The following is a 26,626-nucleotide window of genomic DNA, read 5'->3' on the forward strand; positions in this document are numbered from 1 at the left end:
AAATCCTAAAGTGATGCGTGCCCGGCACACAAAAGTTACTGTTCATACCTGAAGCGGAATTTTTCTTGCTCACTCGCCGCTTTCGCCAGAATCCACTGTCGGAAAGCGGCTATTTTACCCAGTTCTGCCTGACTGTCATGACAAACCAGATAAAACGCGTTCTTGCTGACCAGCACATCATTAAATGGACAAACCAGACGGCCTGCCTCAATTTCGGACTGCGCCATGACGTTATTCGCCAACGCCACGCCTTGCCCGTGAATGGCAGCCTGTAACACCATTGCGCTGTGGCTAAAAATGGGGCCCTGCTGCACGTTTATATGATTAAGACCTAATTGACGGGTATAAGTTTGCCAGTCACGGCGAGAAGCATCATGTAAAAGCGTATGTCGCGCCAGGTCAGCGGGGGTCTTCAGCGCCTTTTCGCCCGTTAAGAGCAGCGGTGAACAGACCGGCAGCAGATATTCTGCGTATAATTTTTCGACACGCAAGCCTGGCCAGTTACCGCGGCCATAAAAAATGGCGACGTCCACATCATCGGCCAGCTTGTCTTCCTGACGGTCCACCGCCTGGATTCGAACGTCGATTCCCGGATAAGCTGAGTTAAAGCTTGTGAGTCTTGGCACCAGCCACTGAATGGCAAAACTGGGTAATAAACTTACCGTCAGCGCGCCTTTTGCACTGCGGGCCTGCAGCTTGCGCGTGGCTTCCGTGAGCTGGGAAAAAATCTCTTTAATATCCTGAAAATAGCTCTGCCCCTCTTCGGTCAACAGTAACGAACGGTTGCGCCGACGGAACAGCTTAAGGCCCAGGAAATCCTCCAGAGACTTGATTTGGTGACTTACTGCGGCCTGTGTCACAAAAAGCTCATCGGCTGCGCGCGTGAAACTCAGGTGACGTGCTGCTGCATCAAAAACACGTAATGCATTTAGGGGTGGCAATCGCTTCGACATGGTTATCTGGCTTAGATGTTAACGAGATTTAACAAACAGGAAACAATGTTTAACCTATTAGTTTTTTTTATCTGAGCCATTATAATTTGTCCGTTGAGGAACTACCAGCAAATACCTATAGTGGCGGCACTTCCTGAGCCGGAACGAAGAGCTTTTTTCGGAATGCGTGTTCTGAAGGGCTTTTGGCTTACGGTTGTGATGTTGTGTTGTTGTGTTTGCAATTGGTCTGCGATTCAGACCACGGTAGCAACGCTACCAATTTTTCACTTCCTGTACATTTACCCTGTCTGTCCATAGTGATTAATGTAGCACCGCCAATTTGCGGTGCTTTTTTTTCGCCTGCGATCGATTAATGCTCGATTTCTTTCATTTCCTTCACGTCAGTGCGATTAATCTGCTGCTTGTTACCGTTCGCATCTTTATACGAAATCATACCGGTGTCGTTATCGGTTGTCGGTTTCCCTTCAGAGACGATAGAACGGCCATCGTTAGTATGCATTACGTAGTTGTTACCGGAACAGGCGCTCAGGGCAAAGGTCAACGCACAGGCAGAGATAATGGCGGCTGTCTTTTTCATGCTTATTCTCCTTTAGCAATTAATGCTATTCAAACATCGATTTATAACAGGCTTAAACATTCACCTAACCTTATTTAGCATAACCTGCTTTTTCAGAGTCGCCAGGATAAGTGAGGATTAGCAGACAAATCTGATAGATATCAACCTCCTTGCCCTGCCGATGAAATTGCGCGACGATCTCACTATTGAGATGAGGAATTCCATGAACGCTTTCAGTCCCGCGCAGTTTCGCGCACAGTTCCCGGCGCTGGCCGATGCCGGTATTTACCTTGATAGCGCAGCCACCGCCCTTAAGCCTCAGGCAGTCATTGAAGCGACGCAGCAGTTCTACAGCCTGAGCGCCGGGAACGTGCACCGTAGCCAGTTTGCCGAAGCACAGCGATTAACCGCGCGCTATGAAGCCGCACGCGATCAGGTCGCACGCTTGATCAACGCCGAAAGCGGGAAAAACATCGTCTGGACGCGAGGCACGACTGAAGCCATTAACATGGTGGCCCAGTGCTATGCGCGCCCGCGGCTAAAGCCCGGCGATGAAATTATTGTCAGCGAGGCAGAACATCACGCCAACCTGGTTCCATGGCTGATGGTGGCTGAGCAAACGGGCGCGCGCATTGTGAAACTGCCGCTGGGTGCAGATCTTCTGCCAGACGTAGCACGCTTATCTGAGTTCATTACCCCCCGCAGCCGCATTCTGGCACTTGGACAAATGTCGAACGTCACAGGGGGTTGCCCGGATCTGGCTCTGGCCATCGACGTGGCCCACGCTAACGACATGGTGGTGATGGTTGACGGTGCCCAGGGCGTGGTGCATTTCCCCGCTGATGTACAAAAGCTGGATATTGATTTTTATGCCTTCTCAGGACATAAGCTGTATGGCCCAACCGGGATCGGGGTGCTGTACGGAAAACCGACCCTGCTGGCGCAAATGACGCCGTGGCTTGGGGGAGGCAAAATGATCACCGAGGTGACCTTTGAGAGCTTTAAAACTCAGGATGTCCCTTACCGTCTGGAAGCCGGAACGCCGAACGTCGCAGGCGTCATCGGCCTGAGTGCCGCGCTTGAATGGCTGGCTGAAACGGATATCGCTCAGGCAGAACGCTGGAGCCGGGGTCTGGCGACGCTTGCAGAAGAAGCGCTGCAGAAACGTCCGGGTTTTCGATCGTTCCGCGTGCAGGACTCAAGCCTGCTGGCCTTTGATTTTGCCGGCGTTCATCATAGCGATATGGTTACGCTGCTTGCCGGGTATGGCATTGCCCTGCGTGCCGGCCAGCACTGCGCGCAACCATTACTGGCCGCACTGGGTGTTAGCGGTACGCTGCGTGCATCGTTTGCGCCGTATAATACGCAAAGCGATGTGGATGCGCTGGTTGATGCCGTTGACCGCGCCCTTGAAATACTGGTGGATTAATGACGAGTTCAGCGTTAGCCGAGCATCCGTTTGGCACGGTCATCACAGAAGAGACCTTAAAACAGACTTTCGCCCCGCTGTTGCAATGGGAAGATAAATATCGCCAGCTGATCCTGCTCGGCAAGCAGTTGCCGGCGCTGTCAGACGAACGCAAAGCGCAGGCGAAAGAGATTTCCGGCTGCGAGAACCGCGTCTGGCTGGGGTGCACGGTATCCGGTGAAAAACTGCATTTCTTTGGCGACAGCGAAGGGCGTATCGTTCGCGGGCTGCTGGCGGTACTGTTAACCGCTGTGGAAGGGAAAAGCGCGGCGGAGCTGCTGACGCACTCGCCGCTGGCATTGTTCGATGAACTGGGGCTACGGGCGCAGCTCAGCGCCTCGCGCGGTCAGGGTCTGGTCGCGCTCAGTGAGGCGGTACAGGATGCCGCGCGTCAGGCTCAGGCCTGACGTTCCGCCTTCGCCATCATTTTCTTCAGGGCGTGAGAGACGGCTACAAAGCCGAAAGAGGCGGTCACCATGGTGGCCGCACCAAAGCCTGAGGCACAATCCATCCTTTTTGGCCCTTCCGCCGTGCTTTTCATCGCACACACCGAACCGTCAGCCTGCGGGTAGACCAGGGCTTCAGTGGAAAAGACACAGTCAACGCCCAGCTTGCCTTTACTGTTTTTCACGACGTTAAAATCGCTTTTTAAGCGCTCGCGCAGCTTGGCCGCCAGCGGGTCCTGAATCGTCTTTGCCAAATCGGCCACCTGAATCTGCGTGGGATCGATTTGCCCGCCAGCCCCCCCGGTGGTAACCAGAGGAACCTTGTAACGCCGACAGTAGGCAATCAACGCCGCTTTTGGACGCACGCTGTCGATCGCGTCGATGACATAGCTGTAGCCTTTACTCATGTATTCGGCGACGTTATCTGCCGTCACAAAGTCATCGATCACCGTCACGCGGCATTCCGGGTTAATCAGGCGAATACGCTCCGCCATCACCTCAGATTTCGCCAGCCCGACGTTATCGCGCAGGGCATGGATTTGACGGTTGGTGTTGGTGACGCAAACGTCATCCATATCAATCAGCGTGATCGCGCCAATGCCGGTTCTCGCCAGCGCTTCCGCCGCCCAGGAGCCAACACCGCCAATTCCCACGACGCAGACATGCGCATCCGCAAACAGCTGCAGGGCTTTTTCACCATATAGACGTGCCGTGCCGCCAAAACGCTGACGCCAGGCATCGCTGATTACTACAGACATAAAACCTCAGATGTCAAAAGGGTGAGGTTATTCCTCACCCTTCTCTGTTAATTCAGTACGACTCAGAATACCACAATCAGCCGCTGAATACGTTACCGCTGCCAGGGGCTGCCTTGAGCACCCATACGCGCCCATAGTGGTTATACCAGCCTGCACGGTGCCCCGCATCCGGGCCAATGCCCTGATAAATATCGAAGTGCTGACCTTTAATCGCACCGCCGACATCCAGCGCGACCATCAGACGTAGCTCGTACTGACCGTTAAATTTGCCGTTGTTATCCAGCAGAGGCACTTCCGCCAGCAGCGTGGTGCCCGCAGGAATAATAGAACGATCCGAAGCTACCGAGGCGCGGCCAATCAGTGGAACGGCACTCGCCCCTTTCACTGGCGCAAAGTTTTGCGGTTTAAAGAAGACAAACGACGGGTTCTGTTCCAGCAGCTCACGCACTTCGGCTTCGCTGTGTTTTTCACCCCACTCGCGGATCGCCTGCATCGACATGTCTTCTTTTTTCACTTCGCCTCTGTCGATCAGCACTTTACCAATGCTGCGATAGGCATGACCGTTTTTACCGGAATAACTGAAGAAGTTCAGGGGGGAGCCATCGCCAAAGTCGATATAGCCGCTGCCCTGAACATCCATGATGAAGTTGTCCATCAGCGAGTTGCTGTAGGCCAGAACGTAGTTTTCGCTCAGCGCACCGGAGTAGATCTCAGCGCGGGACGGCAGACGACCGCGTTTAGGCGGCATTCGGTAAATGGGATACTGGAACTCGCCCTGACGCGTGTGTCGCGCCTGGATAACCGGGGTGTAGTAGCCGGTAAACTGGACGTTGCCATAGTTGTCCGCCCCTTCCATCTGCCAGGCGTCGATACCAAACTGGCGCATATTGCGCGTATCACCGCCCGCGCGCAGCCAGTCCTGTACCGCGTTATAAACGCTGCTCTGTGAGCCATACAGACGTGGCGACGCGTTGCGGATCTGGTAAACCTGCTCGGAAAAGTCTCCGGCGTTGATCGGTGCGCCAACGGCATCAGGTTGATTAACTAAAGAGAAAGGCTGGGATAGCTTCCCGTCTTTATACTGTTGACCGCGATCGGTCGGTTTAGAAGAGCAGGCCGCAAGAATGGCTACCATTGCCCCTGTCATTAGATACTTCGCCCAACGTCCTTTCATTATATCTCGTCTTTAAGTTGCCCATTACCGCGTGATGAAGATAACAAACCCACTGTTCTAAAGAAACGGAATCACATGCCCTTTGGCAAATTCTGAGCAAAAAATAGTCCAAATATCGCAACGCCGTTCAATTTACATACAAAGTTAATGATTTATGTGAAAAAGGGGTTGCATCACAAACCTAACCGAGTATAGTGCGCTTCCACGGACGCGGGGTGGAGCAGCCTGGTAGCTCGTCGGGCTCATAACCCGAAGGTCGTCGGTTCAAATCCGGCCCCCGCAACCAATTAAAATTTGATGAAGTATCTTCTACGACAGTAGGAAGACGGACGCGGGGTGGAGCAGCCTGGTAGCTCGTCGGGCTCATAACCCGAAGGTCGTCGGTTCAAATCCGGCCCCCGCAACCAATCAAATTTGAAAAAGTAAGTTTCTACAAGAGTAGAAAGACGGACGCGGGGTGGAGCAGCCTGGTAGCTCGTCGGGCTCATAACCCGAAGGTCGTCGGTTCAAATCCGGCCCCCGCAACCAATACTTCTAAAACAATAAACACCCTTCAGGGTGTTTTTTTGTATCTGCGGTGTGTGAAACTGCCGGGCGTTTACCCGGCGCACTCAACTACCCAAGCCTTGCCAGCGTCGCCCCATCTGAGAAATACGCCCGGATCCCTGCCAGAATCGACTCTGCCACTTCCTGCTGGAATTTTGCCGTCCTGAGCTTACGCTCCTCTTCCACGTTACTGATAAACGCGGTCTCGACCAGAATCGACGGAATATCCGGGGCCTTCAGCACCGCGAACCCGGCCTGTTCAACGCTGTTTTTGTGCAGCTTATTAACATTGCCTAGCTTGCCCAGCACCGCTTTACCAAATTTCAGGCTGTCGGTGATGGTCAGCGACTGCACCATATCAAACATGGTGTGGTCGACATAGCGGTCGCCACTTTTGCTCACGCCGCCAATCAGGTCCGAGGCGTTCTGAGAGTCAGCCAGGAATCTTGCGGCGGTGCTGGTTGCCCCTTTAGTCGAGAGCGCAAACACCGACGAACCGCTCGGCTGGCGGCTGGTAAACGCATCGGCATGGATCGAGACGAACAAGTCTGCACGCTGCTTCTGGGCTTTCGCCACGCGGACTTTCAGTGGAATAAAGACATCTTCGTTTCGCGTCATGTAGGCGCGCATATTGCCTTCTTTATCGATCAGCGCCTTCAGCCGGCGGGCGATTTGCAGCACCACATCTTTTTCCCGGGTACGATACTTCCCCACTGCGCCCGAGTCTTCGCCGCCATGGCCAGGATCAAGCATGATCACAATCGGGCGATCGCGCCCTGCTTTTCCGGGCTGCGGACCGCTCTGGGCCGGTGGCACCTGCTTCTCCAGGTTGCCCTGGTTGTAGTCTTCCAGTAATGCCAGCAGCGGATCCTGAATATCCGTCGCATTCGCCGGGTAGAGATCCATGACCAGACGCTCTTTAAACGTCGCAACAGGCGCCAGGGCAAACAGCTGCGGTTTAACGTTTTGCTTCAGCTCAAACACCATGCGCACGGTTTGCGGATCAAACTGACCCACGCGCGCCGATTTGATAAACGGATCGTCGCCGCGGATCTGCGCCGCCATTCCCTTAAGCACAGAGTTGAGGTTAACACCTTCGAGATCCACCACCACACGTTCAGGATTGCTGAGAGCAAATTGCTTATATTTCAGTACCCGATTGGATTCTACCGTAACGCGTGTATAGGTCGACGACGGCCAGACGCGCACCGCCACCACCTGACTGGTGGCGGCAAGACCCACCTGGCTGACGCTAAGCAACCACATCGCCCCTGCCCCTTTTAACAACCGGCGGCGGCTTATTGCTGAATTGGATCCCGACATGCTTCTCCCGAGCAAGAAAGTGATTGATTTACAAAATCGCTAAATTGACCGAAAACTTTAACGAATGACGCATAAACTGTCATCTATAAAAGGGTAAACATTCATACGCTAACGCACGGATTACTTATCAATTTCTGTGGGTCGCAGAAAATTTAGGCTTGCACACACGGCCACAATCGAATAAAAATACAGAAATTACGAATAAACATTCATTAAGGGTTGTGTCATGGTGAAGGAACGTAGAACCGAACTGGTCCAGGGATTCCGCCATTCTGTTCCCTATATCAACGCCCATCGGGGAAAAACGTTTGTCATCATGCTCGGCGGCGAAGCCATTGAGCATGAAAACTTTTCCAGCATCGTCAATGACATTGGCCTGCTGCACAGCCTCGGGATCCGCCTGGTTGTGGTGTATGGCGCGCGCCCGCAGATTGATGCCAACCTGGCCGCGCATCACCACGAGCCGATTTACCATAAACATACCCGCGTCACGGATGCGAAAACCCTTGAGCTGGTGAAACAGGCGGCGGGTTTGCTGCAGCTGGATATTACCGCTCGCCTGTCGATGAGCCTTAACAACACACCGCTGCAGGGCGCGCACATCAACGTTGTGAGCGGCAATTTTATCATCGCTCAGCCTCTCGGCGTGGACGATGGCGTGGACTATTGCCATAGCGGACGTATTCGTCGTATCGATGAAGAGGCCATTCACCGCCAGCTGGACAGCGGTGCCATCGTGCTGATGGGGCCTGTGGCAGTGTCCGTGACCGGTGAAAGCTTTAACCTCACCTCAGAAGAGATTGCCACTCAGTTGGCCATCAAGCTGAAGGCGGAGAAAATGATTGGGTTTTGCTCTTCCCAGGGCGTCGTGAATGATGAAGGGGTGATTGTGCCAGAGCTCTTCCCGAATGAGGCCCAGGCTCGCGTGGAAGCGCTGGAAGCCGAAGGGGATTACCACTCGGGTACCGTGCGTTTTTTGCGCGGTGCCGTGAAGGCCTGCCGCAGCGGCGTACGCCGTAGCCACCTGATCAGCTATCAGGAAGACGGTGCCCTGCTGCAGGAACTGTTCTCCCGCGATGGTATCGGCACCCAGATTGTGATGGAGAGCGCGGAGCAGATCCGTCGCGCCACCATCAATGATATCGGCGGAATTCTGGAGCTGATTCGCCCACTGGAACAGCAGGGCATTCTGGTTCGGCGCTCCCGCGAACAGCTGGAGATGGAGATCGACAAATTCACCATTATTCAGCGCGATAACCTGACCATTGCCTGCGCCGCCCTCTACCCGTTCCCGGAAGAGCAGATCGGAGAAATGGCCTGCGTGGCGGTGCATCCTGACTACCGGAGCTCTTCACGGGGTGAAATGCTGCTTGAGCGCGTGGCGGCTCAGGCGCGTCAGATGGGGCTGAACAAGCTGTTCGTGTTGACTACACGCAGCATTCACTGGTTCCAGGAGCGCGGATTTACACCGGTGGACATTGAATCACTGCCGGAGAGTAAGAAAGAGATGTACAACTATCAGCGCCGGTCAAAAGTGCTGATGGCCGATCTGGGATAATACGAAGCCCTCACCACCCGGTGGGGGCTATCGCTTAAAGGGATTCAAATATCGCGCTCAGGCCGCTTCGACGTTCCGTGCGGGTGGCAATCGCCTGTAGCAGTACGCGCTCATCGGCATACAGTGACAGGCGCTGACGCGCGCGCGTAATGGCGGTATAAATCAGTTCGCGGGTAATGACGGGCGAAAGCTGTGTCGGCAGGATCAGCGCCGCATGGTTGAACTCGGAGCCCTGAGACTTATGCACCGTCATTGCCCAGGCCGTTTCATGTTCAGGCAGACGGCTGGGCTGAACGGACTTCACGCTTCCATCCGGCATCTGGAACCAGACGCGCAGCCCCAGTCCACGATCGAGGGCAATCCCGATATCCCCGTTAAACAAACCCAGCGCGCTATCGTTGCGGGCGATCATCACCGGGCGTCCCTCATACCAGCGCGAGTGCGGGGTGCGGTGGATTTTGCGTTTCTGGCCCAGCAGCTGTTCGAACCTGTCGTTCAGACCGCTTACGCCAAATGGCCCTTCCCTCAGTGCGCACAGTAGCTGATACTCCCCAAAGGCGGCGAGCGCCTGTGCCGGCGTGCATTGCTGTTGTACACCCGTCAGAAAATGCTGATACCCCTGCAGGGCGTCATCAAGCATCGCCTGATACTCTTCCCCGGTTTGCAGCGATTTTTTCTCGATATCGGTGAATTGACCGTCAAATACCGCACAGGTCGTGTGCCGGTCGCCTCTGTTCACAGCCGAAGCCAGCTGACCGATGCCCGAGTCGCTGCCGAAACGGTAGCTTTTTTGCAGCAGGCACAGGCTGTCGCGCAGCGCCCCCGCAAGGGAATGGTTTTCACTGGCGAGCGAACAGCCGGTCAGACGGGACAGCTCCTCAGCGCGTTCAGCGGTATATCCCAGGCTTGCATAAGTGCAGATATCTCCCAGCACCGCCCCGGCTTCCACCGAGGCAAGCTGGTCGCGATCGCCCAGGAAAATGACGCGGGCGTGCGCTGGCAGAGCATCAATCAACCGCGCCATCATCGTCAGGTCGATCATTGACGCCTCATCCACCACCAGCACATCCAGGTGCAACGGGTTACCGGCGTGATAGCGCAGACGCTGGCTTCCCGGCTGAGCGCCCAGCAGCCGGTGCAGCGTGCTGGCTTCGTTTGGGAAAAGGGCAAGCTGCTCCCCGGTAAGTGGCAACTTCTGCAGCGCACCACCTAACGACTCGGTCAGGCGCGCCGCCGCTTTGCCGGTAGGGGCCGCCAGACGAATACGGCACTTTTGCTCACCTGATAACTGAATCAGGGCGGCAAGCAGTTTGGCCACGGTGGTGGTTTTACCGGTTCCCGGGCCGCCAGAGATGACGGAGATCCGCCGTGTTAAGGCCACGGCCGCCGCCACTTTCTGCCAGTCAGTCGCCTCAACAGAGGTAAACAAGGTATCCAGCGTTTGCCGCAGTTGGGCTTCATCGCAGGGAAGAGGCGCATTGGTCTCGCTGAAAAAACGCGCGACCGCCAGTTCATTACGCCACAGTCGGTTGAGATACAAACGATCGCCCGTCAGGATCATGGGTGTCTGGCTATCGGCTGCGCTGACGGCAGGCGAACGGTGCAACACCGTCGGCCAGTCCACGGATTCTCCCAGCAGTGCAAAACAGGACTGCAGGGCCGCGGGCATTTTCTCATCCATCGCCAGACGCGAAAGCGGCAGGCAAACGTGCCCTTCCCCTGCGTCTTTACTCAGGATGGCAGCGGCGAGCATCACGGCAGGCTCATCACCTGACACCATCATGGCGAACTGTACGTCCAGGTGGCGCAGTAGTCGCTGTTCTACCGCTTCCAGCAACAATTCCTGCATCGTCATGCCACTTCCTCCGTGTTTGCTGCAAATAAGTTATCCATTTTCTCAATCAGTGCCGCATGCGGGCGTGTGCTAAAGATGCCTGAACGCGGGTCAGCCGCATCCACACCGCGCAGGAAAAGGTAAATCACCCCACCAAAGTGCTCTTCGTAACGGTAGTCAGCAATGCGATGGCGCAGATAACGATGCAGCGCCAGAGTATAGAGCTGGTACTGCAGATCGTAGCGATGCATTTGCATGGCGGATGCCATCGCCTGCTGGGTGTAGGCTTCGCTGTTCTCACCCAGCCAGTTTGATTTGTAATCCAGCAGGTAGTAGCGCCCTTCGTGACGGAAAACCAGGTCGATAAAGCCTTTTAACATCCCCTGCACCTGGCGGAAGTTCAGCGGCGGGCAACCGGCAGACAACGGGTCATACTCGCGGATCACCGCATCAAGCGCGTCAGCCCGCAGCAGGCTGGCGATGGGAAGGTAAAACTCCATCTCCACCTGTTTATCTTTGGCGGTCAACTGGCTGAGAGAGAGGCCCTCTGCCGTGAGCGGGGCGTGCAGAATAGCGCGGATCCACTCGGTGAGGACCGGCTGCCATTGTGCATCATAGCCCCCACTCTGTAACATCTTCAGGACCCATTCGTCAGAGACAGGCTGGGTAAAATCCAGCTCTTCAAACAGGCTATGCAAAAAGGTTCCCGGTGACGCGCCGCGTGGAAATTGATGCGGCGTAAGCGCAGGCTCAACCGGTACGCTACCGGCTCCGGCGGCATCAATATCCAGCTTTGGCATCAGGTCCTGCGCAATGCTCTGCCCGTGCTGCTGTAACCCGGAGTAGCTGGTAACGCGCCAGTCGTCGGCAATGGTGCGCAGAATCTGCCGGGCTTCCAGTTCAGATTCCCGCCAGTCCGGCATCTGCCAGCGGCTGTTATCGGGTGGCGACGGAATGTGCAGGGCAACATGCTCGCCGCACAGCGACTCGATGCACTGGCGCAGCCCGGCAGCATCTTTGGGCTCGCCGAGCTGAATGAGTCGCCCCAGCGCGCTCAGGTGGAAATCGCTCTCCCCCGACTTGTCGCCACGACGGCGGAACAGCGGCGCCACGCCCAGGCTGCAGTGCCAGACCGAACGGGTCAATGCCACGTAGAGCAGGCGTAAATCTTCCGCCAGACGTTCGGCCTCGGCCAGCTCAACGCTGGACTCCGCTTTACTGAGATCGAGCACCGCGTCGAACGATTCGCGATCGTGGTAAAAGGCCTGATCCTGCACGCGGTAATTGGCGATAAACGGCAGCCAGACCAGCGGATACTCCAGTCCTTTCGACTTGTGAATCGTGACGATCTGTACCAGATGTTTATCACTCTCAAGACGCATCTGCTGGCTGGAGGCGTTGCTGTTTGGGTCGGCAATCTGTTGCGCCAGCCAGCGCACCAGAGCATGTTCGCTTTCAAGCTGCGTGCCCGCCTCCTGCAACAGCTCACTGATATGTAAAATGTCGGTCAGACGGCGTTCACCGCCTGCTGTCGCGAGCATATTCTCCGCAAGGTGTCGCTTCGCCATGAGCTCGCGCACCATCGCCATCACACCGCGCTTCTGCCATCGCTCACGGTAGTGAACGAACTCTTCGACGACCGCATCCCATGCGGCTTCGTCATTATTGAGTGCATCAATGTCACGGGCGTTCAGACCGAGCATTGCGCTGGCTAGTGCGCTGCGAAGCGTACTTTCGCGCTCCGGGGACAGCACGGCCTGAAGCAGCCACAGCATCTCCTGTGCTTCCAGGGTTTCAAAAACGCTATCACGGTTTGAGAGGTACACGGACGGGATGTTCAGCAGGGTAAGCGCATCGCGGATCAGCGACGCCTCCTGACGACTGCGCACCAACACCGTGATATCAGACGCCTTCACGGGGGCTGACTCATTTTCCTTCCACAACAGCGCCTCGCCACGCGCACCAGCGCTGAGCCAGTCACGGATCTGCGCGGCACAATGCTGGGCCATGGCATTTTGATAGTCCGCGACGCCACAGCCTTCACCGTCAAGCAGCCAGAAGTTCATGGCTGGCTGCGTCACCCCGTTGAATTCGAAACGCAGCGAGCTGTTTTTTGCGGCAAACTTTACCGGCTGAAAGGGGATCTCACGGAACATAAACGCCGTATCCATGCGGCTAAACAGCGCATTGACGCTTTGCACCATGCCCGGGGAAGAGCGCCAGTTGGTATCCAGCGTATAGTGCGCCTCTACCTCACTGCGGGCCTTCATGTAGGTGAAAATATCCGCACCGCGGAAGGCGTAAATGGCCTGTTTCGGATCGCCGATTAGCAACAGCGCGGTGTCGGGCTGTTGTCGCCAGATGCGGCGGAAAATACGGTACTGCTGAGGGTCCGTATCCTGAAATTCGTCAATCATCGCTACCGGGAAGCGGGTGCGGATCGCGCAGGCAAGGGCTTCGCCGTTTTCACTGCACAGCGCCGCATCAAGGCGGCTCAGCATATCGTCAAAACCCAGTTCGCCACGGCGACGTTTCTCACGTGATACGGCTTCGCGAATTTCCGTCATGGCGCGGGTGATCATCAGGTCATTGAGCGTAAGTGGCTCAGCGAGCAGCGATTCAATCGCAACAAACAGAGGATGCTCAGGCACAATGCCGTCGGCTTTAGTCCGCTCAATTAAAAAACGCTGCGAGAATTTCTCCAGTGCGTCCGGAAGCTGATAACCGCGCGTCTCTTCCTGCGCCCAGGCGCTGATCTTCTCGATCCATTTACCCTGGTTGCCGCGGTTAAATTTACGCCTGTCGATCCCGGAGTTTTCGATGATCGCCTCAATCTCACCGACAGACTCATTCCATTTTTGCTTGAGCGCAGCAATTTTTCCGACAATCTTTTCATGCCGTGAAGCCAGCGTTTCGTCAGCAGGTGGCGGAGATTTGATAACCGGCGCTTCGCCCTGAAGATAACGGTCGATAGCGCGAAGAAGCTCTTCGGGACCTTTCCACAACGCATGGACCGCTTCAGCGATATCGCGCGATAAAGGGTAACAGTGGCGACGCCAGAAATCCGCACAGGCCTGATAGCGAAGCACAGATTCATCTTCAATGAGCTGCTGTTCAAACAGCATTCCGGATTCAAACGCATTCAGGCTCAGCATGCGCTGACAAAAACCATGAATGGTGAAAACGGACGCTTCGTCCATCTGCCGTTCCGCCAACAGCAGCCACTGGGCGGCCTGTTGCTTATCTGCAATCTCTTCAAGAAGGCTGGCGTAGAGAGGGTTATCCGTGGTCTGGCGCAGGCAGGCGATGCGCAGCTCATGAATATTGGCACGAATACGACCGCGCAGCTCAGCGGTAGCGGCCTCGGTGAAGGTGACCACCAGCAGCTCTTCCACGCTTAACGGACGTGGAAAAGCGGCGTTACCACCAAGCCCTAACAGAAGACGCAGATAGAGCGCGGCGATGGTGAAGGTTTTTCCCGTTCCCGCTGAGGCTTCAATCAATCGTTCACCCTGTAGAGGTAAACGTAAGGGATTAAGGGGCTCAGCGGTATCGGTCATTCTTTCTTACTCCAGGGCATAGATTGCTGCAGCGCGCTGACGCTCTTCCAGATCGTCCAGCCTTTCGGGTTAACGTAGTCCGTTTTCCCGTTCTGACTACCGGAAACCTGCGACAGAATCGCCATTCCCTGCGGTTTAACCACCGCCTGGTGGAAGAAATCAGCAACCTTCTGCGGCGTCAGCTGTTTTATCTCGGCCACTACTTTATCACGCGAATCAAATTTCAGATTACCGCGATCAAAATCTTTGCTCAGTTGTGATGCTTCTTCACCCAGCGTCTGCGGCGGCTGCATCACCTGCGCGATGACGGCCTGCTGAATCTGAGCAAACTCCTCCGGCTTCATCGCCCGCAGCTTCGCTTCCGCCTGTGGGAAGAATGCCTGATAACGCTGCCAGAGATAAGCAGGCTGTTTATCACTGCTTTGCAGCAGGAAGCCCAGCCCCCACTGGCGACCCACGTTCATGGAGAAGGCAAAGACCGCGTAACCAAGCTGCTCTTCTGTACGCAGCTGGTTGTAGAACCACGGCTGAATAATCTGCCCCAGCACCGCACTCTGCGCGGTACTGGTGAATTCATCATAACCCGTGGGTACAAACACAGCGGCCAGGGCAGAATCCGTGCTGTTACCCGCCTTTTCAAAAATCACATTCTGTTTTTTCTCAACCAGTACGTCCTGGTTGCGGCACCACTCGTCGCCTTTCGAACCAAGCTGCGTACGGACATTTTCTGCCAGTGTTTTAGCCTGTACGTCACTCATGTTTCCGACGATAAGGAACTCCGGACGCGTGTTCGTTTTCAGCGCATCACGATACGCCAGCACATCTTTTAAGGTGATAGAGGGCAGTAGCGCCCGGCGATCTTCGCGCTGGAAATAGGGAATTTGCGAAAGCATTTGCGTCGGCATGAGCGCCAGGTCATACGCTTTACCCTTCTCGGCAGAATCCATCATCTGCGCATACCAGGATTTGGCCTGCTCAAGTTGCTCTTCCGTCGGGGTATAGCTGAAATAACCTTCCAGTAACGCCTGGAACAGCTGCGGCAGACGCTGGGTGTAGCCGTTGGCATTGACCATCAGACCGTTATTGGCGTTGGTCGAGAAGCTTATCCCGCCGACGGCCGCCTGATTGCTAAGCTGATCGAGTGCGATACCGGCAAGATAGTCATTGAGCGCAAACATCACCTGATTTTTAGCGCTGTTCATTGCTTTTGGGTTACGCAGAACCACGCTCACATCGGCTTTCGGTTCACTCGCGAAATAGCGGCTTGGCGTATACACCACGCGCAGCGTCGGCTCATCAACGATAAGTTCCGGGTGCGGATAGGCTTTCGTGGTTTTAATCAGCGAGAAATCATCCGGAATGTAGGGGTTCAGCTCCGGCAATTTAAGCGCGATCTCACCGGCCTTTTTCTGCCAGTTGGCGAAGGTCTGGTCACTGATTTTATCCACCTGGTAAGGGGCATCGACAAAATAGGCCATTTTGTTATGCGGTTCGTTCGGGCTGATATACCAGACGCGGGCATTCTGCGGCGTCATCATCGCCAGGCGGGCTTTTACCGCGTCGGCGTCATACTGGTCGGCAATATTGACCGCGTCGAGGGTATGTTCCACCGGCACACGGATCATGGTATCCGCCAGCCATTCAACGTAATCCATGTCGCGGGTAATGGACGGATAACGGAAATCGAGATCCAGCACGTGCGCCAGTTCATCAAAGTAGCGTTTATCGACGCCTTTATCGCGCAGCAAAGAGAGATAGCTGAAGATAGCCGCCACGACGTCATCACCGTGAGCCAGACCTTTGTCAGTCAGGGTGGCGGAGATCGCCAGCACGCCGCTGTTGCCGTTCACAACCGGATCGGAGTCGGCACGGATACCTTCCACCAGCCCTTGTTTTTGCAGCCAGTCAGAAAGTGTTCCCGGGCTACGATTGCCAATCAGGTAGGTGACCAGTTCATCGGTTTTGCCGCGAAACTGCGCCGTATTGTTATCAATGCGGAACTCAACGCGTAACACTTTACGCGGCAGTGCAGGAACGTAGTGGATAACGATCCCTTTTTGCGCGTCCGTGACCACAGGAACGTTTATCTGCGGCAGGTCGATATTTTTATTCGGTACCCGGCCAAACGTCTGTGCCGCCATGCTTGCCAGCTCAGGCAACGGTTTGTTGCTGTAGATGACCGCTTTCATCAGATTGGCGGAGTAGTATTTATAGCGAAAAGCATGCAGGGCATCCAGCACCGGGCTGTTCGGTTTATCGCTCAGCGTCTCCAGGTTACCACCGGAAAAACGCGATCCCGGGTGCGCCGGGTTAATGGTTTCTGCACTCACCTGCGCCATGCGCATCCCGTCTCGCGTACGGGCAAGGGTCAGTTCAGCATTAACGGCATTGCGTTCGCGGTCAGCGTATTTTTTATCCAGCAGGGGAGCCGCGATAGAATCCGCCAGACGATCCACTGCACCTCCCAGCGCATCATTCTCAACTTCGAGATAGAAGGCTGTACGGTACGGCGCCGTGCTGGCGTTGTGGCTGCCGCCATGCATTTTGAGAAATTCGGACAGGCTATCTGGCTGTGGGTATTTTTTGGAACCCATAAGCGTCATATGTTCCAGATAGTGTGCAAGCCCAGGGTGGGCTTCCGGATCTTCCAGCGACCCAACCGGCACCACCAGTGCCGACAGGGATTTTACCGCCTGCGGATCGGAAACCAGCAGCACAGTCATCCCGTTATCAAGGCGAATAGCCTGATACTGACGGGTATCTTTTTCGCTCTTACGGATAGTTTCCTGAATGGGTTGCCAACCGGAGCCTGCCTGAGTGAAAGGTGCCCAAAGGGCGACAAACAAAACAAACGCTTTGAACAAGGTGCTGCCTGGCATTACGACCTCTTTATCACGGCTACATCATTAACAAACTGCGTGCTGGACTCACCAACATCTCTTTCTTTGGGTACATCAGTCCGTGATAAGAAGTGCATCATAAATGAACACCCCATACTGCGCAATTTTTATACAGCGCTCAGGACTGATTAAATTTGAACAACGGTAACAGGTAGCGTTGTGCTTCTTCCGTGATAGCCTCGAAGTATTCAGGCTCAAGCGTTCGCCATAAACGTTGATACCAGACATCCTCACCTTCGCCGCGCACCATCATGTTACCTTCATACGCCTGCATGAATTTACTCCGTGCTTTCTGCAGTGAAGCGTCATCCGTTAACATGGCATCATTCTGTGCGTCATAACAAGCTTTTATCCAGGCGCCACCGCTCTCGGGCAGTAGCAGGAGCGGTTTATTCATTCCCCGCAGATAGCCTTCAACGTACAAGGATAAATAACGTAACGCCTGCTCTGCGTCCATCGGCGGAAAGCGCCATTCGCCCTCTTTGCGGACAAAAATACGGCTTTCGCCTTTATGGCCGCCAGCACTGTAGACAAGATGTTCGAGCCAGAGTTGCAAACCTTGTGAAACGCTAAGCATGGAAGGACGCCAGCGCAGGAGCCCATCCGGCTGTACCTGAGTTAGCCAGCCCGTGAGCTGCACACCCTGGCAGTTGAGATCGATTTCAAGACTGGTTCCGGGTTGCCGGCATTCCCTCACGCGTTCTGCCAGAGATTCCATCTCCTGGCGCTGCGCCTCCCAGACAATTTCTCCGAACGCCCCGTAGGGTAACTGCCCCGCAGCACGGTAGCGGCGGTAAAGCTTGTCGGCATCTTCCTCTTCAACCAGCGCGTTCAGCAACTGCAGGTTTAACTGATACCGCTCCAGCCCTTCCAGCGTAAACGGCTCTGCATCAGGAATTTCACTCTCTTCAGAACGGAAATTGACCTGCAACCGTTGCTGGAAGAAAGCGCGTACCGGATGCCCCCAAAACCGCTGAAGCTGTTCAAAGGTCAGGGTGTCTATCGGGCGAGGATCAAGCTCCTGAATGAAATCGGTATGCGCTCTCCCCTCTTTTTTCGCCGCAGGCAGCCATTCGTGGGCATAGCTCTGATGATCGCTGACCACGTAGTTCACCGGGTCAAACGGCATGCGGCTATGGAAGCGGGTGATATGCGCTTTCACTCGCTGCGCACTTTCATCACAGTTACGGGCTTCATCCCCCGCCAGATAGTGGCTCTGCCCGATATAATCCACCAGTTCCTGCACCAGAACAGAAGGAAAGCGCTCGCTGTTGTCCTGGATAGAGCGGCCGATATAGCTGATATACAGCTGACGTTGAGCCGAAATGAGCGCCTCAAGGAAGAGATAGCGGTCATCGTCACGACGGCTACGATCACCCCGCTTTGGATTCGCACTCATCAGATCAAAACCCAGCGGCGCCAGGGCGCGTGGATAAATACCGTCATTCATTCCGAGCAGGCACACCACTTTGAACGGGATAGAACGCATTGGCATCAGGGTGCAAATATTGATTGGGCCTGCCAGGAAACGCTGGCTAATTCGCTCCTGATCGAGCCGTTGCGTCAGCTCATCGCGCAGCAATGACAACGGGATAGCCTCGTTATAGTGGGAACTCACGCCCTCTTCGACGATTGCCTGCCACTGCGTTTCAATGAGCGCCATAGCGGCTTCGGTATCACTGTCCGGCAGGAAGAAATCATTGAGCAATGCCCTGCAAACCGGGAGCCACGCATCCAGCGGACGCGGCTGCATCAACTCAAGCCGCCAGCGGTTAAGTTGCATCAGCAGAGAAGCTAAATGACCGACCAGCTCAGCGATCAACCCGCTGGACTCATCGTAGGGCAGGACTTCATTCCACTCGCCCTGGCTGCTTTCCATCGCATAGCCCAGCAGCATACGCGTCAGGCCAAACCGCCAGGTGTGCTGGCCGGTGGGAGGAAGCTCGAACGCCTGAACGTTGTCATCATCAATGCCCCAGCGTACCCCGGACTCGTTAACCCACTGACGAAGGTAACGCAGCCCCTCTTCATTGATATTGAAACGTGCGGCCAGGACTGGGACATCAAGTAATGCCAGGACATCTTCGGAGATAAACCGGCTATCCGGTAATGAAAGCAAAGTAATAAAGGCCTGCAAGGCCGGATGAGACTGGCGGGCCCGTCGGTCAGAAATGGCGTACGGCAGGTAGCGTTCACCCGTCGCACTCCCAAAAACAGCCTGAATAAAGGGACTGTAACTGTCGATATCCGCCACCATCACCACAATGTCACGTGGCGTCAGCTCAGGATCGTCCTGCAACATCGCCAGCAGTTGATCGTGAAGGACTTCAACCTCGCGCTGCGGGCTGTGGCAAACGTGGATCGTGACGCTGCGATCGTCGCCGTCCAGCTTGCGCTTACTGTCGCTGCGTTCAAATTCTTTCGCCGTAACGCCCATGACGGCGCGGTTTTCGAGATCCAGAATGTCGAGCTGGATATTATGCAGCAGGCTATCCGGAGCGATCTCGACGAAGGCATCCACATCCCCTTCGCCTGACGACGTGATGTCTGAGAGCATGTGAATGTAGTCACGGCCCAGCTTTCCCCAAGAGGCAAGCAGCGGGTTTGGCAGGTTTTGAATGCCGTGCTCATCAAATAGCTGTGCGGCAGACGCGCTGTCTTTAAACAGTGGCACGGTACGCTCTTCAAACAGGCGTCGTCTCTGGCGAGACACCAGCCGCGAAAGCCAGCGTTCATCCTGAATGTCGCCCCAGTACTGGCGACACGGATTGGTAAAGAGGATATGTATGTCGATGTGTTTACCCAGCGCACTCAGCGCCTGCAAATACACCGGTGGCAGCGCCGAGATGCCGCAGATAAACACGCGAGAGGGCAGCCGGGCTGGTCGCTCAGCGCTGTTTTCCAGTATGGAGATAAACCGCTGGTAGAGGTTTGCACGGTGCCACTTCGGCTGGCCGAGTTTCTCAGTGTGTTCCACCAGCGCTTTCCAGAGCGGTGCCTGCCAGACTTGCGCCTCCGGTAACCCGTCGACCCGCTCGCCCGCTTCCCAGCGAGTCAGCCATTCCGGGCGATACACCAGATACTGGTCATAGAGATCGGCGGTGCGCGATGCCAGCTGGAACAGCTTGCGTTTATCGGTGTCGTCATTGAGGTAGTGGCGCAGCATGACGAATTCATCATGCTGCAGCATGTCCGGCAGCAATGCCATCAGCTTCCAGCTCATGCTTTGCTTGTTGAAGGCACTCTGCTCCGGGATATCCGGCAACACGCGGACAAACATCTCCCAGATAAAACTCGCGGGCAGCGGGAAATCGATATTTGCGGCAATGCCGAATTTACGCGAAAGCGACATCTGCAGCCACTGTGCCATACCGGTGCTCTGCACCAGCACCATTTCTGGCTCAAAAGGATCGTCAAGCCGCTCGCGCTCAACGATAAATTCCATCAGCGCTTCCAGCACATCCAGACGATTTGAGTGGTAGACCCTTAACATAGACGCTCCCGACTACTGGCTAACCGGGCAATGCAGACGCGTCATCTCGCCGCGCCGCCCCAGAGGAGAAATAAGTGTAACCGTGATGCTGACACATCCAGAGAGTGTTGTCTGCCCCCGACTGACCTGCCAGCCTGCCGGGAGAGCAATTGTTGAAAGCTGAGACTGATTCCAGGCATGGTGCCAGAGCTGACGATACTGATTAAACATAGAGAACCGCGTCGCCAGTGCCCGCTGATAACCCGACAGTGCCGTGACAATCATCACCAGCAGCATCATCGCCAGAAGTACCTCAACCATGCTAAAGCCTTTTTCTCTGCTCACGGCAGCTGGCATAACGCACTCTCCTTAAGCGGACAAAAATCACTCCAGCCGTGTGGCGAGAAATAGATCTTACCGTCGATGATTTCGCCTCTGCGCCATAGCAGCAGGTCATCACTCCCGGCGATAAGCAGCACACGCGCTTCATTCAGTAGTCGCAGGCAAACTCGCCACGCCGATACCTTTTTGCACTGGATCTCAGGCTCAGATAACCAGTTCTGAACGCGTCCCCATTCAAGCGCTGACTGCACGGATGCCTGCTGTTGAACCGAGCGGCTCTCACCGCCCACCAGTGCGCTAAACGTGATCAGCTGCTGATTGAGGCCGGTGAGGATCAGCGTGCCCAACACCAGTAAAAGTAACACCAGCGCCAGCGAGGACATTCCGCGCTGCCGGTTCACAGGTTGTACCCCGTGACGCCATAAAAAGCCTGACAGGGGGCCCCCTGCTCGCCCTGACGAAGGGCGGTCATTTCAATATTCAATTGGGGGGCAAACCCCGCTTGCTCAACTTGACTCACCACAAAGTGCTGGATGAGAAGCCTGTTGGGGTCAGTGAGTTTCTCCCATCCTTTACCCTCACACGAGGTCGCCCCATGCAGGATCTCCAGTGCACCTGATTCCAGACGAAAACCTGTGCTGTCGTTTTCCGAAGACGAGCTATCCCAGTTACCGTTACTGTTTGCATCCCACCGTACAATGACACAGCGACCTTGCCTGCCGATCGTCAGTCCCTGCCCCGCACAGTTTCCGGCGCAATAACCCGCACGCTGAAGCTGTTTGCCGAGGGAAAAAAGGCGTTGCCACACCTCCTCCTCAAGCTCCCGCTGACCGGACTGCTGTAAAACAGCCCGCTGCAAGCCCGGTAAAAAGCGCGAGGCGCTTATCAGTAAAAGACTGCTGATCGCCGTGGCAATCAAAACTTCCATCAGTGAGAAACCCTGCTGGTTTAGGGACATGAACCTTCTCCTGTGACATTGCACATCCTGATTCGCCCTCCATTCGAGACAATGACGAGCCATTCTCCTGCACGACTTTGCAGGCGTATTCGCCCTGCCCATGCCGTATCCCTGAGTCCATAGAAGCCAAATAACGGCGTTATTTCACTTACCGTGACCTCCGGCCACAGGGGAATAAATACAAACGGACTGCCTTTATCACAGCCCTGCACGAATGCGCTCATCAGACAGGTGACGCCCCTGTCGCGCCGCAGTGTGACCTGGTGGTCACGGTTGTGCCGGTTTGCGTCATTACGCAGAAATACCAGGTAATCACGCACCTGTCCGGCAGTTTGCCAGAGTCGTTGCTGCCGTTGCCAGTTGTCCCAGCCGTATAGCCCGGAGGCGCTGAGAATGACCACCAGCGAGATAGCCACCAGGGTTTCGATAAGCGTAAAACCGTTCTCTTTTTTCATGCCGGGAGTGTGGCGAAATGGCCTGGAATTGACGAGCAACGGATGAGCGTTTTACGAGCCCTTATCAAGGAAAGTTAAACGGTTGCAGTGCGTTGCATACGTTCTGGATAACGCGTCGGAAAGCGGGAAGAAGGCGAAAAAAAACCGGCGCTAAACAGCACCGGTTATGTCAGGATTGAGAGCCTCAGATAGCGACGGGCGCTTTGATGCCTGGATGAGGGTCATAACCCTCAATCTCAAAATCGTCAAAGCGGTAATCAAAAATGGATTCCGGTTTGCGTTTGATAATCAGCTTAGGCAAGGCGCGCGGTTCGCGGGTCAACTGGAGATGCGTCTGTTCCATATGGTTGCTGTAGAGATGGGTATCCCCACCGGTCCAGACGAAATCGCCCACGTCCAGATCGCACTGCTGCGCCATCATATGCACTAACAGCGCATAGCTGGCAATGTTGAACGGCAGGCCGAGGAACACATCGCAGGAGCGCTGATAGAGCTGGCAGGAGAGCTTGCCGTCTGCCACATAGAACTGGAAGAACGCATGGCACGGTGCGAGTGCCATTTTATCCAGCTCGCCGACGTTCCAGGCGGAAACGATAATACGGCGCGAGTCCGGATCGTTTTTCAGCTGGTTCATCACGGTGGTGATCTGGTCAATATGGCGGCCATCCGGCGTAGGCCATGCGCGCCACTGCTTACCGTACACCGGGCCCAGGTTGCCGTTTTCATCTGCCCATTCGTCCCAGATAGAGACGTTGTTTTCATGCAGATACGCAACGTTGGTATCGCCTTGCAGGAACCAGAGCAGTTCATGAATGATCGAGCGCAGGTGGCAGCGCTTTGTCGTCACCAGCGGAAAACCTTCCTGCAGATTGAAGCGCATCTGGTGGCCAAAAATGGAGAGCGTGCCGGTACCGGTACGGTCATTTTTCGGCGTGCCCTCATCGAGCACTTTTTTCATCAGTTCAAGATACTGTTTCATGGTTCCTCAGGAAAGTTGTTGCTGTGGACGACGACGATACGCCCAAATCATCATAATGACACCCGCGACAATCATCGGAATGGAGAGGATCTGCCCCATGCTGATGTACTGTACCCATTCGCCGGTGAACTGTGCATCCGGTTGGCGGAAGAACTCGACGATGATACGGAATGCACCGTAGCCAATCAGGAACAGACCGGAGACAGACCCCATCGGACGCGGTTTACGGATAAACAGATTCAGTATGATAAACAGCACCACGCCTTCCAGCGCCAGCTCGTAAAGCTGAGACATATGGCGCGGCAGAACACCGTAAGTATCGAACAGGGATTGCCACTCAGGATGAGACGGCAGCAGCGCCATGTCCTCTGCACGCGAGCCCGGGAACAGCATGGTAAAGGAGACACTCGGGTCGACACGCCCCCAGAGCTCACCATTGATAAAGTTGCCCAGACGTCCTGCTCCCAGACCAAACGGGATCAGTGGCGCGATAAAATCTGACACCTGGAAGAAGTTGCGTTTGGTGCGTTTGGCAAAAATCACCATCACCAGGATCACACCAATCAGCCCGCCGTGGAAGGACATGCCGCCATCCCAGACGCGGAACAGGTAGAGTGGGTCGTTCAGGAATACCGGGAGGTTATAGAACAGAACATACCCAATACGGCCGCCCAGGAATACGCCAAGGAAGCCTGCATACAGCAGGTTCTCGACTTCGTTTTTGGTCCAGCCACTGCCGGGACGGCTGGCGCGACGGCCAGCAAGCCACATGGCAAAAATGAAGCCGACCAGGTACATCAGACCGTACCAGTGAAGCGAAACAGGTCCTATTGAGAAAATGACCGGATCAAATTCCGGAAAATGCAGATAACCACTGTTCATCTGTCACCACAAGATGTTGTTATTCCGCTGAAAGTGGACAGCGGTAGAAATGCGATTCTGCTGTTAGCAGAGGCTCCAAAGTTGCGAATCATAGCATAAGGCGGACGCGGAGGATGCGCCAGAGATGTAAAAGATGTGTATAGAGGAGTGTGTTATATCCTCACCGCCGCCCTGTCACAAAGGACGAGGACGGAGTGAGGGGAAAAGTACGTATTAGCGACCGCCGCGAATCAGGCCGCCCATACCGCGTCGTTCCATGAAAGCAGCCACCTGATGACGCACTTCGGCGGCCAGCTGCGCTTCAAGACTGCGTTCAGCCAGCTCGCGGGCATCCTCAATATCGATATGCCGCAGCAGGTACTTCACGCGGGCAACCGCACGGCCGTTCATGGAGAGGTGGCGGTACCCCAGCCCAATCAGGATTGCAACGCACATCGAATCCCCGGCCATTTCACCACACAGGCGCAAATCAATATCGTGCTGTTCGGCTTCTCGCGCGATCATCGCTAACGCCCGGATCATCGCAGGGTGCAGGCTGTCATAAATGCTGGCAACACGCGTGTTGTTACGGTCGACGGCCAGAATATACTGCGTCAGGTCATTGGTACCGACCGAGATAAAGTCGACACGGTTAGCCAGCTGCGGCAGCATAAAGACCATTGACGGCACTTCAAGCATCACCCCAATTCGTGGTTTAGGGATCGCATAGCCAATCATCTCTTCGACTTCACGGCCGGCACGCTCAATCAGACGCCGCGCCTCGTCAATCTCATCAATGCTGGTGACCATCGGCAGTAAAATGCTGAGGTTACCCGTCGCCGCATTCGCGCGCAGCATGGCACGCACCTGGATCAGGAAGATCTCAGGCTGATCGAGCGTAATGCGTATCCCACGCCAGCCCAGGCACGGGTTTTCTTCACTGATCGGCATGTACGGCAGCTGTTTATCTGCCCCGACATCAAGGGTGCGCAGGGTGACCGGTTTGTCGTTAAACATCTGCAGCATGCCCTGATACTGCGCGACCTGCTCCTCTTCAGAGGGAAAGCCACTTTGCAGCATGAACGGGATTTCAGTGCGGTATAAGCCGATACCGTCGATGCGGCTGCCGAGCTTCTCTTCATGCTCGGGGCTTAAACCTGCGTTGAGCATGACTTTGATTCGCTCGCCGCTTTTGAGCTGCGCGGGCAGATTAACGTCATCCTCTGCCAGCTTGCTTAATTCATTCTCTTCGCTGATAAGGCGCTGGTATTCCTGAAGCAGAACCGGCTCAGGATCAACCAATAGCTCACCGCGATAACCGTCGACCACCAGGGTGCGTCGGTGCAGCACCGATGGCTGGATATCTGCCCCCATAACGGTGGGAATTCCCAGCGCGCGCACCATAATGGCCGCGTGCGAGTTCGCCGCGCCATCGCGTACCACCACGCCCGCCAGGCGGTCATGAGGCAGTTCAGCCAGTGTTGTCGCGGAGAGTTCATCGGCAACCAGCACAAAACGTTTTGGCCAGGCATTCGCGCCCTGAATAGTGTCATCAAGATGGAACAGTAAACGCTGCCCCAGGGCGCGTAAATCACCGGCCCGCTCTTTCAGGTACCCGTCGGTCAGTGCCGCAAACTGCTCGGCAAATTTTTCGATGACCTTTTTAACCGCCCACTCCGCAACCGCACCTTTGTCGACTTCGTCAAAAAGCTCGCGGCGCAGACGTGCATCGGAGAGAAGGTGCGAGTAAAGGTCAAAAATGGCCGCCGTCTCTTTTTGCGCCCCAGCGGCAAAGCGCTTGCTGTAGCGACGAAACTCATTCGACGCCTCTTCCAGCGCGGCGGTGAGACGCTCACGCTCAAGCGCTTCATCAAGCGTTGAGGCTTCGTACACTTGCTCCATCAACGGCAGAGTGGCGTCCATCCAGCCTTCGGCGATAGCGACGCCCGGCGACGCCGGAAGCGCGCGAATACGCGTATGGCGGTACTGACCAAACAGTGCCGTCAACTGGGACTGGGAGAGGATCGCGGCCATCTGCGTGGCCAGCGTGACGAGGAAAGACTCTTCGCTTTCATCGTACTGACGCAACTCACGCTGCTGTACCACCAGCACACCAAGCAGCTGACGGCGCTGAATAATCGGCACACCCAGGAAGGCGCGGAAACGATCTTCTTTTACGGAGGGGATATATTTAAAGCTGGGGTGTTTTTGCGCGTCGGCAAGGTTGATAGGTTCGGCGAGTCGCCCAACCAGACCAACGATACCTTCATCAAACGCGAGCGTTACGGTGCGTCCACGTGGCTTTTTCAAACCACGGGTCGCCATCAGGTAATAGCAACGCCGATCGTGGTCGGCCAGATACACCGAACAGACTTCGGTCTCCATCGCAAGACAGATGTCGGTAACCAGAATGTTCAGCGCCTCATTCAGACGCGGCGCACTGGCCACCTTCTCGACTATTTCTCGCAAGCGGGTGAGCATGA

19 protein-coding genes and 3 tRNA genes are annotated in these 26,626 nt (G+C 55.4%); 6 read left to right on the forward strand and 16 right to left on the reverse strand.

The window, feature by feature from the left end:
• Positions 1-35: 35 nt before the first annotated feature.
• Together gcvA and ACMGG3_RS13795 are read right to left on the reverse strand one after the other, a co-directional pair.
• A complete protein-coding gene (gene gcvA / locus ACMGG3_RS13790; protein ID WP_014171433.1) occupies positions 36-953 on the reverse strand; it encodes a glycine cleavage system transcriptional regulator GcvA in 918 nt (305 codons plus the stop codon).
• Positions 954-1,302: 349 nt separating this feature from the next.
• Positions 1,303-1,530 (reverse strand): YgdI/YgdR family lipoprotein, encoded by a 228-nt coding sequence (locus ACMGG3_RS13795; RefSeq protein ID WP_003862759.1) that lies wholly within the window; start codon positions 1,528-1,530, stop codon positions 1,303-1,305.
• Positions 1,531-1,732: 202 nt separating this feature from the next.
• Between ACMGG3_RS13795 and csdA the strand changes: the two genes are divergently transcribed.
• Positions 1,733-2,938 (forward strand): cysteine desulfurase CsdA, encoded by a 1,206-nt coding sequence (gene csdA / locus ACMGG3_RS13800; RefSeq protein WP_414149254.1) that lies wholly within the window; start codon positions 1,733-1,735, stop codon positions 2,936-2,938.
• Positions 2,938-3,384, forward strand: a complete 447-nt coding sequence (gene csdE, locus ACMGG3_RS13805) for a cysteine desulfurase sulfur acceptor subunit CsdE (protein WP_014171435.1) — start codon at positions 2,938-2,940, stop codon at positions 3,382-3,384. The genes csdA and csdE overlap by 1 nt, the downstream gene beginning before the upstream one ends.
• Here the strand turns inward: csdE and tcdA are convergent.
• Entirely contained in the window at positions 3,375-4,181 is an 807-nt protein-coding gene (gene tcdA, locus ACMGG3_RS13810; RefSeq protein WP_006811804.1) for a tRNA cyclic N6-threonylcarbamoyladenosine(37) synthase TcdA, read from the reverse strand. The genes csdE and tcdA overlap by 10 nt on opposite strands.
• A gap of 76 nt (positions 4,182-4,257) precedes the next feature.
• Positions 4,258-5,355 (reverse strand): murein transglycosylase A, encoded by a 1,098-nt coding sequence (gene mltA, locus ACMGG3_RS13815; RefSeq protein ID WP_025203349.1) that lies wholly within the window; start codon positions 5,353-5,355, stop codon positions 4,258-4,260.
• A 209-nt stretch (positions 5,356-5,564) separates the two neighbouring features.
• Here mltA and ACMGG3_RS13820 point away from each other — a divergent pair.
• From ACMGG3_RS13820 to ACMGG3_RS13830, 3 genes are all read left to right on the forward strand, one after another.
• Positions 5,565-5,641: transfer RNA gene (locus ACMGG3_RS13820), tRNA-Met, on the forward strand.
• A 44-nt stretch (positions 5,642-5,685) separates the two neighbouring features.
• Positions 5,686-5,762 (forward strand) — tRNA-Met (locus ACMGG3_RS13825).
• A 44-nt stretch (positions 5,763-5,806) separates the two neighbouring features.
• Positions 5,807-5,883, forward strand: a tRNA-Met gene (locus ACMGG3_RS13830).
• Positions 5,884-5,970: 87 nt separating this feature from the next.
• On the opposite strand, the gene amiC is transcribed toward ACMGG3_RS13830, so the two are convergent.
• Positions 5,971-7,224, reverse strand: a complete 1,254-nt coding sequence (gene amiC, locus ACMGG3_RS13835; protein ID WP_020883787.1) for an N-acetylmuramoyl-L-alanine amidase AmiC — start codon at positions 7,222-7,224, stop codon at positions 5,971-5,973.
• A 226-nt stretch (positions 7,225-7,450) separates the two neighbouring features.
• Here amiC and argA point away from each other — a divergent pair, with 226 nt between their 5' ends.
• Positions 7,451-8,782 (forward strand): amino-acid N-acetyltransferase, encoded by a 1,332-nt coding sequence (gene argA / locus ACMGG3_RS13840; protein ID WP_020883786.1) that lies wholly within the window; start codon positions 7,451-7,453, stop codon positions 8,780-8,782.
• A gap of 34 nt (positions 8,783-8,816) precedes the next feature.
• On the opposite strand, the gene recD is transcribed toward argA, so the two are convergent.
• From recD to ptsP, 11 genes are all read right to left on the reverse strand, one after another.
• Positions 8,817-10,637 (reverse strand): exodeoxyribonuclease V subunit alpha, encoded by a 1,821-nt coding sequence (gene recD / locus ACMGG3_RS13845; protein WP_032680375.1) that lies wholly within the window; start codon positions 10,635-10,637, stop codon positions 8,817-8,819.
• Positions 10,634-14,176: an exodeoxyribonuclease V subunit beta gene (recB, locus tag ACMGG3_RS13850; RefSeq protein WP_414149255.1), complete on the reverse strand. Its 3,543-nt coding sequence runs from the start codon at positions 14,174-14,176 to the stop codon at positions 10,634-10,636. The genes recD and recB overlap by 4 nt, the downstream gene beginning before the upstream one ends.
• The gene (gene ptrA / locus ACMGG3_RS13855) at positions 14,173-17,055 is read right to left on the reverse strand and encodes a pitrilysin (RefSeq protein WP_414149256.1); all 2,883 of its coding nucleotides are present in this window, start codon (positions 17,053-17,055) and stop codon (positions 14,173-14,175) included. Before ptrA ends, recB begins: the two co-directional genes overlap by 4 nt.
• A 139-nt stretch (positions 17,056-17,194) precedes the next feature.
• Entirely contained in the window at positions 17,195-20,569 is a 3,375-nt protein-coding gene (gene recC, locus ACMGG3_RS13860) for an exodeoxyribonuclease V subunit gamma (protein ID WP_150342949.1), read from the reverse strand.
• 12 nt (positions 20,570-20,581) lie between these two features.
• Positions 20,582-20,905 carry a prepilin-type N-terminal cleavage/methylation domain-containing protein gene (locus tag ACMGG3_RS13865; RefSeq protein WP_014171443.1) on the reverse strand — a complete coding sequence of 108 codons (324 nt, stop codon included), beginning with the start codon at positions 20,903-20,905 and terminating at the stop codon, positions 20,582-20,584.
• A complete protein-coding gene (locus ACMGG3_RS13870; RefSeq protein WP_414149257.1) occupies positions 20,890-21,291 on the reverse strand; it encodes a DUF2509 family protein in 402 nt (133 codons plus the stop codon). Before ACMGG3_RS13870 ends, ACMGG3_RS13865 begins: the two co-directional genes overlap by 16 nt.
• Positions 21,288-21,848: a prepilin peptidase-dependent protein gene (locus ACMGG3_RS13875; RefSeq protein WP_078774212.1), complete on the reverse strand. Its 561-nt coding sequence runs from the start codon at positions 21,846-21,848 to the stop codon at positions 21,288-21,290. The genes ACMGG3_RS13870 and ACMGG3_RS13875 overlap by 4 nt, the downstream gene beginning before the upstream one ends.
• On the reverse strand, positions 21,839-22,303 hold the full coding sequence (locus ACMGG3_RS13880) for a prepilin peptidase-dependent protein (protein WP_032680368.1): 465 nt from the start codon (positions 22,301-22,303) through the stop codon (positions 21,839-21,841). The genes ACMGG3_RS13875 and ACMGG3_RS13880 overlap by 10 nt, the downstream gene beginning before the upstream one ends.
• 184 nt (positions 22,304-22,487) lie before the next feature.
• Positions 22,488-23,282 (reverse strand): thymidylate synthase, encoded by a 795-nt coding sequence (gene thyA / locus ACMGG3_RS13885; protein ID WP_014171447.1) that lies wholly within the window; start codon positions 23,280-23,282, stop codon positions 22,488-22,490.
• A 6-nt stretch (positions 23,283-23,288) separates the two neighbouring features.
• Positions 23,289-24,164, reverse strand: a complete 876-nt coding sequence (gene lgt / locus ACMGG3_RS13890; RefSeq protein ID WP_014171449.1) for a prolipoprotein diacylglyceryl transferase — start codon at positions 24,162-24,164, stop codon at positions 23,289-23,291.
• Between the two features lie 213 nt (positions 24,165-24,377).
• Positions 24,378-26,624, reverse strand: coding sequence for a phosphoenolpyruvate--protein phosphotransferase (gene ptsP, locus ACMGG3_RS13895; RefSeq protein WP_014171450.1), 2,247 nt, complete (start codon positions 26,622-26,624; stop codon positions 24,378-24,380).
• Positions 26,625-26,626 lie beyond the last annotated feature (2 nt).

Origin of the sequence: Enterobacter sp. BNK-18 (assembly GCF_047456135.1) — a bacterium.
GTDB classification, from domain to species: Bacteria; Pseudomonadota; Gammaproteobacteria; order Enterobacterales; family Enterobacteriaceae; genus Enterobacter; species Enterobacter ludwigii.

Bases quoted from the DNA above. Each gene is read 5' to 3' on its own strand.
- argA (WP_020883786.1), top strand. From the start codon at position 7,451: ATGGTGAAGGAACGTAGAACCGAACTGGTCCAGGGATTCCGCCATTCT.
- gcvA (WP_014171433.1), bottom strand. From the start codon at position 953: ATGTCGAAGCGATTGCCACCCCTAAATGCATTACGTGTTTTTGATGCA.
- ptrA (WP_414149256.1), bottom strand. From the start codon at position 17,055: ATGCCAGGCAGCACCTTGTTCAAAGCGTTTGTTTTGTTTGTCGCCCTT.
- tcdA (WP_006811804.1), bottom strand. From the start codon at position 4,181: ATGTCTGTAGTAATCAGCGATGCCTGGCGTCAGCGTTTTGGCGGCACG.
- lgt (WP_014171449.1), bottom strand. From the start codon at position 24,164: ATGAACAGTGGTTATCTGCATTTTCCGGAATTTGATCCGGTCATTTTC.
- recC (WP_150342949.1), bottom strand. From the start codon at position 20,569: ATGTTAAGGGTCTACCACTCAAATCGTCTGGATGTGCTGGAAGCGCTG.
- ptsP (WP_014171450.1), bottom strand. From the start codon at position 26,624: ATGCTCACCCGCTTGCGAGAAATAGTCGAGAAGGTGGCCAGTGCGCCG.
- ACMGG3_RS13880 (WP_032680368.1), bottom strand. From the start codon at position 22,303: ATGAAAAAAGAGAACGGTTTTACGCTTATCGAAACCCTGGTGGCTATC.
- recB (WP_414149255.1), bottom strand. From the start codon at position 14,176: ATGACCGATACCGCTGAGCCCCTTAATCCCTTACGTTTACCTCTACAG.
- recD (WP_032680375.1), bottom strand. From the start codon at position 10,637: ATGACGATGCAGGAATTGTTGCTGGAAGCGGTAGAACAGCGACTACTG.
- amiC (WP_020883787.1), bottom strand. From the start codon at position 7,224: ATGTCGGGATCCAATTCAGCAATAAGCCGCCGCCGGTTGTTAAAAGGG.
- ACMGG3_RS13875 (WP_078774212.1), bottom strand. From the start codon at position 21,848: ATGTCCCTAAACCAGCAGGGTTTCTCACTGATGGAAGTTTTGATTGCC.
- ACMGG3_RS13865 (WP_014171443.1), bottom strand. From the start codon at position 20,905: ATGCCAGCTGCCGTGAGCAGAGAAAAAGGCTTTAGCATGGTTGAGGTA.
- csdE (WP_014171435.1), top strand. From the start codon at position 2,938: ATGACGAGTTCAGCGTTAGCCGAGCATCCGTTTGGCACGGTCATCACA.
- ACMGG3_RS13795 (WP_003862759.1), bottom strand. From the start codon at position 1,530: ATGAAAAAGACAGCCGCCATTATCTCTGCCTGTGCGTTGACCTTTGCC.
- thyA (WP_014171447.1), bottom strand. From the start codon at position 23,282: ATGAAACAGTATCTTGAACTGATGAAAAAAGTGCTCGATGAGGGCACG.
- csdA (WP_414149254.1), top strand. From the start codon at position 1,733: ATGAACGCTTTCAGTCCCGCGCAGTTTCGCGCACAGTTCCCGGCGCTG.
- mltA (WP_025203349.1), bottom strand. From the start codon at position 5,355: ATGAAAGGACGTTGGGCGAAGTATCTAATGACAGGGGCAATGGTAGCC.